Here is a 5,208-nt window from a genome sequence, read left to right on the forward strand (position 1 = left end):
TACCCCATTATCGGTTGCTAGACGTGGATTAGCAGGAGCAAGTGTAGGTGATTATGCTGTATTCGCTGGGGGGGGTAGCGATGATACAGTAGATGCTTACCAAATAAAATATATTGCTTCTTTTCAAATTGTGCCGAATACTGCATATAAGTTTACAGAGAGTAGCGAGCAAACTACTAGTATAGCTAAAACAATCAAATACAATCAGAAAGTAACAGGTTACATAAAATATAAAAATAGTAAAGTTGTAGGAGGTATGTAAAAATGAAATATAAAATTTGGAATAAACAAGACAGGTTAATAACACCAATAGGAGAAGTATTATCAAAGGAAGAAATATTTGCAAGATATCCTGCTTCTGCAATTCAAGGTATCAATTTTATCATTGCAGATCAGCCAATTAGCATGGCTGTATTCATGGAGTTTGAATCTACAAAAGAAAGCTATAAACAAATGGGGGTAAAAATAACGGAAAAAATGACAATGCAAGAGGTACTAAATACAATAACAGAATGGGAAGAAAATCCACCAATACAAGAGTCTACAGCAGAAGAAAGAATAGCATCTGCATTAGAATTTCAAATGTTAATGAGTTTACCAAACGCAGATACAAAGGAGGTGAAATAATATGAACTTTGATATAATTAAGAAGAATTATGATAGAGGTTTATGGAATAATACAATGGTAAAAATGGCAGTTGTAAAGGGAGTAATTACAAAAGAAGAGTTTAAAACTATTACTGGAGAAGATTATATCGCATAGAGAAACATACTGTAAGCACCTAGAAGGGTGTTTTTTTAATGCCCTTCTTCCCTAAAATAATGTTTAGTGCATGTGACACCCAAAGAGGGTGTTTTTTAATACAAAAAAATAATAATTGGAGGAATAGATGATGAATTTTTTAAATTTAAATAAAAAAGAAGTAACAATGACAAGCTTAGAAGTATCGAATATAATTCAAATAAATCATTATCAAGTAATGAAAGGTATTAGAAGAGAGATTGAACAATTGAAAAATGCAGGAATAAGAGCCGAAGACAAATTTATCTTGGGCTCTTATAAAGATAAAAATAATCAAGACAGACCGTGTTATATTCTTAATAGAAAAGGTGTTATGCAAATTGGTGCAAGATATAAAGCTGAGATTAGACATAAATTAATTGATTATATTGAAAAACTTTCAGAAATGAAAGCAGATCAACAATTAAACAATACTGTTATGAGCCAACTAGAAAATCTTATCGAGGATAAATTTGATGAAAAAATAGAAAAGTTTTCACAATTTGTAAGACCTTCATCACGACAAAAAACAAGTATCAGCAGATATATTAAAAAATGTTTAGGGATAGAAAGAACCAATGAAGAGTATGAACTTATAAAGCAGAGAGTATTGATAATTCTAGGAGGAGAGATATGGGAAGATATCCCTGCTGAAACGCTAGCTTCTAACATGGATGTTATAGATGAATCTATACGAATAGTAAAATCGGATAGAAAAGCACGTCAAATTTCAATGTTTATATAAGTATTTGAAACACCTTTAAGGGTGTTATTTTTGTACCTAAAACAACTAAGGAGATGGCAAAAGAATGAATCAAGACAACATGAGATTACTGAGAAGATATGAATTGATTTGTAAAAATAAAGGGCTTACAAATGAAAGCATAAAAGCAATCTGTAAATCTGATTTGCCACTATTCTTTAGATTTATTGGTGAAAAAGAACTTGAAGAAATTAATCATATCCACGTAGAGGACTTCTTTGACTATTGTATACACGAAAGGGAGAATGGAGATCAAGCTATTGCAAGAAAGTATACTACTCTTAATTCATTTTTTAGAACTATGATAAAGAAAGAGTACCTTAGCATGAAAAATCCTTTAGATAAATTGGATAAGGTTAAGGTACGAAAGAAGGTGAGACAACATCTAACAAAAGAAGAAATAGAAAAGCTAATGAATTATATAGAAGAACAAAAAGATTATAGGGGAGCTGCTTTAGTAGCTCTCTTTTATTCTAGTGGGTGTAGGCTTACTGAATTATGGCAGCAGAATAGGGATAGTTTAGATTTTGAGAAAAGGCAATTTAAAGTTCTTGGTAAGGGTGCTAAGGAACGTATTTGTATTTTCTCAGAAGATGCTAAAGAAAAAGTATTGAGATATTTAAAAACTAGAAAAGATGATCTAAGATCATTGTTCATTAGTAGGCAAAATAATCGGTGGGCAAAGAAAAGTATACAGGATTATGTTAGGAAAGAAGGAAAAAGAGCAGGAATCGAAAAGAGGTGCCACCCTCATATTTTTCGTCATTCTATTGCAATGCACTTGCTACAAGATGATTACCCACTTGAATATATACAACTTTTACTTGGGCATGAAAGCATTTCTACAACACAAGTATATGCCCATGGGAATATACAAGATATTCAAAGTAAAATAGATAGTTTTTATAAAGGAGGAAATTAAATGAAAACTATAGTGATTGATCCAGGACATGGTGGCTCAGATAGATCAAATCGTGGTTATAGTGGAAAATATATAGAAGCAGATGGAAATTTAGAATTTGCTTTATACTTAAAATACTTTCTGAAAGATGATTTTAAAGTAATTCTTACAAGAGACAGAGACAGAACTATTTCACTTACAGATCGTGGGAAAATAGCAAAAGGGTCAGATATGTTTATCTCAGTACATTCAGATGCAGGACCAATTACAGCAGGAGGTGTCACAGTATACGAGAGTATTAATCGAAATAATACTGCATTAGGAAACGAAATCGGCAAGGCTACAGCCGATTCTATGGGGATTTCTTTTAGAGGAACTAAGAAAAGACCGAGTACAAAATATAAAAATCAAGATTATTACACAGTAATTCAGCAAGCTGTAAAGGCAGGATGCCCTATAGTATTTATTCTAGAAAGGGGATTCCATTCCAACCCAAAAGAAGAACAAATTCTTTTAAATACTGTTAAAGTGAGAGATTCAGCATTTGCAGTCTCAAATGTAATTAGGAGGTATTATAATATGCAAGAAAAAAGCAACTTAGAAATTATTCCAGATTGGGCAAAAGAAGCTATAGAATCAGTCAAATCTAAAAAAATAATGAATGGATATAGCGATGGTACATTCAAACCTAAAAATATGGTTACAAGAGACGAATTAGCAGTTGCAATCAATAATTTGTTAAAATACTTAGGAAAGTAGGTGTATATATGGAAGTGTGCGAAAGACATGGAGAAATGGTCAATAGATTAGGGAATCATGAAGATAGAATACGTCAACTAGAAATTCATGAAGCACAAACAGGAGAAAAAATTACAAGCCTATTAGAAAAATTAGACAATCTAACAAGTTGGATAAAAGCTCTAGTAATGTTAAGTGGTACTACATTAGTAGGCTTTTTTATTTGGTATATACAAAGTTTATAAGGAGATGATAAGATGGATAATAGAATCAAAATCATATCAGCTATAATTTTTCAATTTACTATAATCGCTATGCTCTTTTATTGTCTTGTAACTGGTATTGGAGGGGTAGAGGTAGTAAATACTATAGTAGGGGCATTAATAGGCTTAGCAGTAGGCATAGGAGTAAATAATATTACAGATATTTAAGCAGGGGGAGACTCCTGCTCTTTTTTTATTTTTTGGAAATATTTTTAATTGTAATGCCATATATAATATCATAGGATGTATAAAAGGTTAGTGATAAAGCCAATACTTTGGGTAAACATATTATAAATATATACTTTATATAAAATCGTTCGACAAAATCTGAAAAAGAAGGGAAAATATAAGTAAATGTAGAAAGGAGTGATATAATGAGTAAAGTGGTACAATTGTTTAAGGGGGAGACACAAATGAAAAGGGAAATAACAATTTTCGATATTGCTAAAACCTTTCTTACTTTCGAGTCTATGACAAATAAAAAGCTACAAAAGTTATGTTATTATGCTCAAGCTTGGTATTTAACTTTAAAAGAGGGGACACCATTAGCAGATGTAGATTTTGAAGCATGGGTTCATGGTCCAGTTTGTCCAGAATTATATCATTTTTATAAAGATTGGGGCTTTCAATATATAAATAAAAGTGAAGAAGTTCCTGAAGAAATACAAAAAAATAAAGAAATATATGATTTCATTGAAAAAATATATGAAATATATGGAGATATGGATGGCGACGAATTAGAAGCATTAACACATAATGAATCTCCTTGGATTAATGGGAGAAATGGCTTGAAAAGAATGGAGAGGTCAAGAAATATCATTTCACGTGAAGATATGATAAATTTTTGCTCAAATATACTTAAATAAAAGTATGGATAGATTTTAATATAAGTAAATAATATTTTATAGATATACAAAAGGGGAGACTAAGAGTTGGAAAAATTAATAACACAAACATTGAAGAATAAGATTGTGTTTATTATTTTTATCTTAGTAATATTTGGACTAGGGATGTTTTTGGAATATGTATTAATGGATAAGAAAACAGAAAATAAAGAAAATGATAGAAGACAATGGATGCAACAGTATTTTAAAAATATGATAAACATTATATCCGAAGATTTGCTTGTGTATATTGTTCTGTTTATTACATTTTTAATTGGAATAAGTATTACTGTTATGTGCTGTTCAGATAAGCCGGTAGATAGTAATATTATATCTACAATCTTAAATTTTTATATATCTTTTATTTTTGCATGGCTACTTACTAAAAAGTCATCAGAAGCTGAATTTAAAAGAAGACAGAAGGAATCAGCAATCAGATCATATAGACATATTGGGAAGATTAAAGATCAAGCGACATATAGCATCAGCCAAGTAGGCGATATGATAGGAGATAATTTAAAGAATGATCAAAGTGTAGAATTGAATGCCGCTTTAGTTAGAATCAGAGATGCTTTAGTATATATCAGAGGAGGAATTGAAGTTAGTATAGATGATTGGGGAGATTTAATAGATGATGTGATTCAAAAAAGAGAATCTGAAAAAGCAAAAGAACTAAAAAAAGATGTTGATAAAAAAGTAAAAGAAATTTTTCAATCTAAATAGATAGAAACATTTTATTTATAATTTTTATAGATAAAGGAACTCAACCTCAAAAGAATGGCATACACCATTCTTTTTTTATTTTATCAAACTCCTATAGAACAAGTAAAATATTTGCAGGATATACAAAAACATTGTCGAAAATAAATAAAATACCA

10 protein-coding genes are annotated in these 5,208 nt (G+C 30.3%); all 10 read left to right on the plus strand.

Annotated elements, in window-relative coordinates:
• Positions 1–262, plus strand: a 262-nt coding sequence (locus EK368_RS14915; RefSeq protein ID WP_423243543.1) for a hypothetical protein, incomplete at its 5' end; no start/stop codon positions are given.
• Positions 263–264: 2 nt separating this feature from the next.
• A complete protein-coding gene (locus EK368_RS10320; RefSeq protein ID WP_129599382.1) occupies positions 265–627 on the plus strand; it encodes a hypothetical protein in 363 nt (120 codons plus the stop codon).
• A 1-nt stretch (position 628) separates the two neighbouring features.
• Positions 629–763 (plus strand): XkdX family protein, encoded by a 135-nt coding sequence (locus EK368_RS10325; RefSeq protein WP_129599385.1) that lies wholly within the window; start codon positions 629–631, stop codon positions 761–763.
• Between the two features lie 130 nt (positions 764–893).
• A complete protein-coding gene (locus tag EK368_RS10330) occupies positions 894–1,526 on the plus strand; it encodes a Rha family transcriptional regulator (protein ID WP_165000418.1) in 633 nt (210 codons plus the stop codon).
• Between the two features lie 64 nt (positions 1,527–1,590).
• Complete coding sequence (locus tag EK368_RS10335) at positions 1,591–2,466, plus strand: tyrosine-type recombinase/integrase (RefSeq protein WP_129599390.1); 876 nt, start codon at positions 1,591–1,593, stop codon at positions 2,464–2,466.
• Positions 2,467–3,204, plus strand: coding sequence for an N-acetylmuramoyl-L-alanine amidase (locus EK368_RS10340; protein ID WP_129599392.1), 738 nt, complete (start codon positions 2,467–2,469; stop codon positions 3,202–3,204).
• A gap of 8 nt (positions 3,205–3,212) precedes the next feature.
• Positions 3,213–3,428 carry a hemolysin XhlA family protein gene (locus EK368_RS10345; protein WP_129599396.1) on the plus strand — a complete coding sequence of 72 codons (216 nt, stop codon included), beginning with the start codon at positions 3,213–3,215 and terminating at the stop codon, positions 3,426–3,428.
• 12 nt (positions 3,429–3,440) lie between these two features.
• On the plus strand, positions 3,441–3,614 hold the full coding sequence (locus EK368_RS14920; protein WP_165000419.1) for a hypothetical protein: 174 nt from the start codon (positions 3,441–3,443) through the stop codon (positions 3,612–3,614).
• Positions 3,615–3,859: 245 nt separating this feature from the next.
• A complete protein-coding gene (locus tag EK368_RS10350; RefSeq protein ID WP_129599399.1) occupies positions 3,860–4,312 on the plus strand; it encodes a Panacea domain-containing protein in 453 nt (150 codons plus the stop codon).
• Between the two features lie 66 nt (positions 4,313–4,378).
• Complete coding sequence (locus EK368_RS10355) at positions 4,379–5,053, plus strand: hypothetical protein (RefSeq protein WP_129599401.1); 675 nt, start codon at positions 4,379–4,381, stop codon at positions 5,051–5,053.
• Positions 5,054–5,208: the final 155 nt, after the last annotated feature.

This window comes from Anaerophilus nitritigenes, from assembly GCF_004138215.1.
Lineage (GTDB): Bacteria > Bacillota > Clostridia > Peptostreptococcales > Thermotaleaceae > Anaerophilus > Anaerophilus nitritogenes.

Bases quoted from the DNA above. Each gene is read 5' to 3' on its own strand.
- EK368_RS10320 (WP_129599382.1), top strand. From the start codon at position 265: ATGAAATATAAAATTTGGAATAAACAAGACAGGTTAATAACACCAATA.
- EK368_RS10325 (WP_129599385.1), top strand. From the start codon at position 629: ATGAACTTTGATATAATTAAGAAGAATTATGATAGAGGTTTATGGAAT.
- EK368_RS10330 (WP_165000418.1), top strand. From the start codon at position 894: ATGAATTTTTTAAATTTAAATAAAAAAGAAGTAACAATGACAAGCTTA.
- EK368_RS10335 (WP_129599390.1), top strand. From the start codon at position 1,591: ATGAATCAAGACAACATGAGATTACTGAGAAGATATGAATTGATTTGT.
- EK368_RS10340 (WP_129599392.1), top strand. From the start codon at position 2,467: ATGAAAACTATAGTGATTGATCCAGGACATGGTGGCTCAGATAGATCA.
- EK368_RS10345 (WP_129599396.1), top strand. From the start codon at position 3,213: ATGGAAGTGTGCGAAAGACATGGAGAAATGGTCAATAGATTAGGGAAT.
- EK368_RS14920 (WP_165000419.1), top strand. From the start codon at position 3,441: ATGGATAATAGAATCAAAATCATATCAGCTATAATTTTTCAATTTACT.
- EK368_RS10350 (WP_129599399.1), top strand. From the start codon at position 3,860: ATGAAAAGGGAAATAACAATTTTCGATATTGCTAAAACCTTTCTTACT.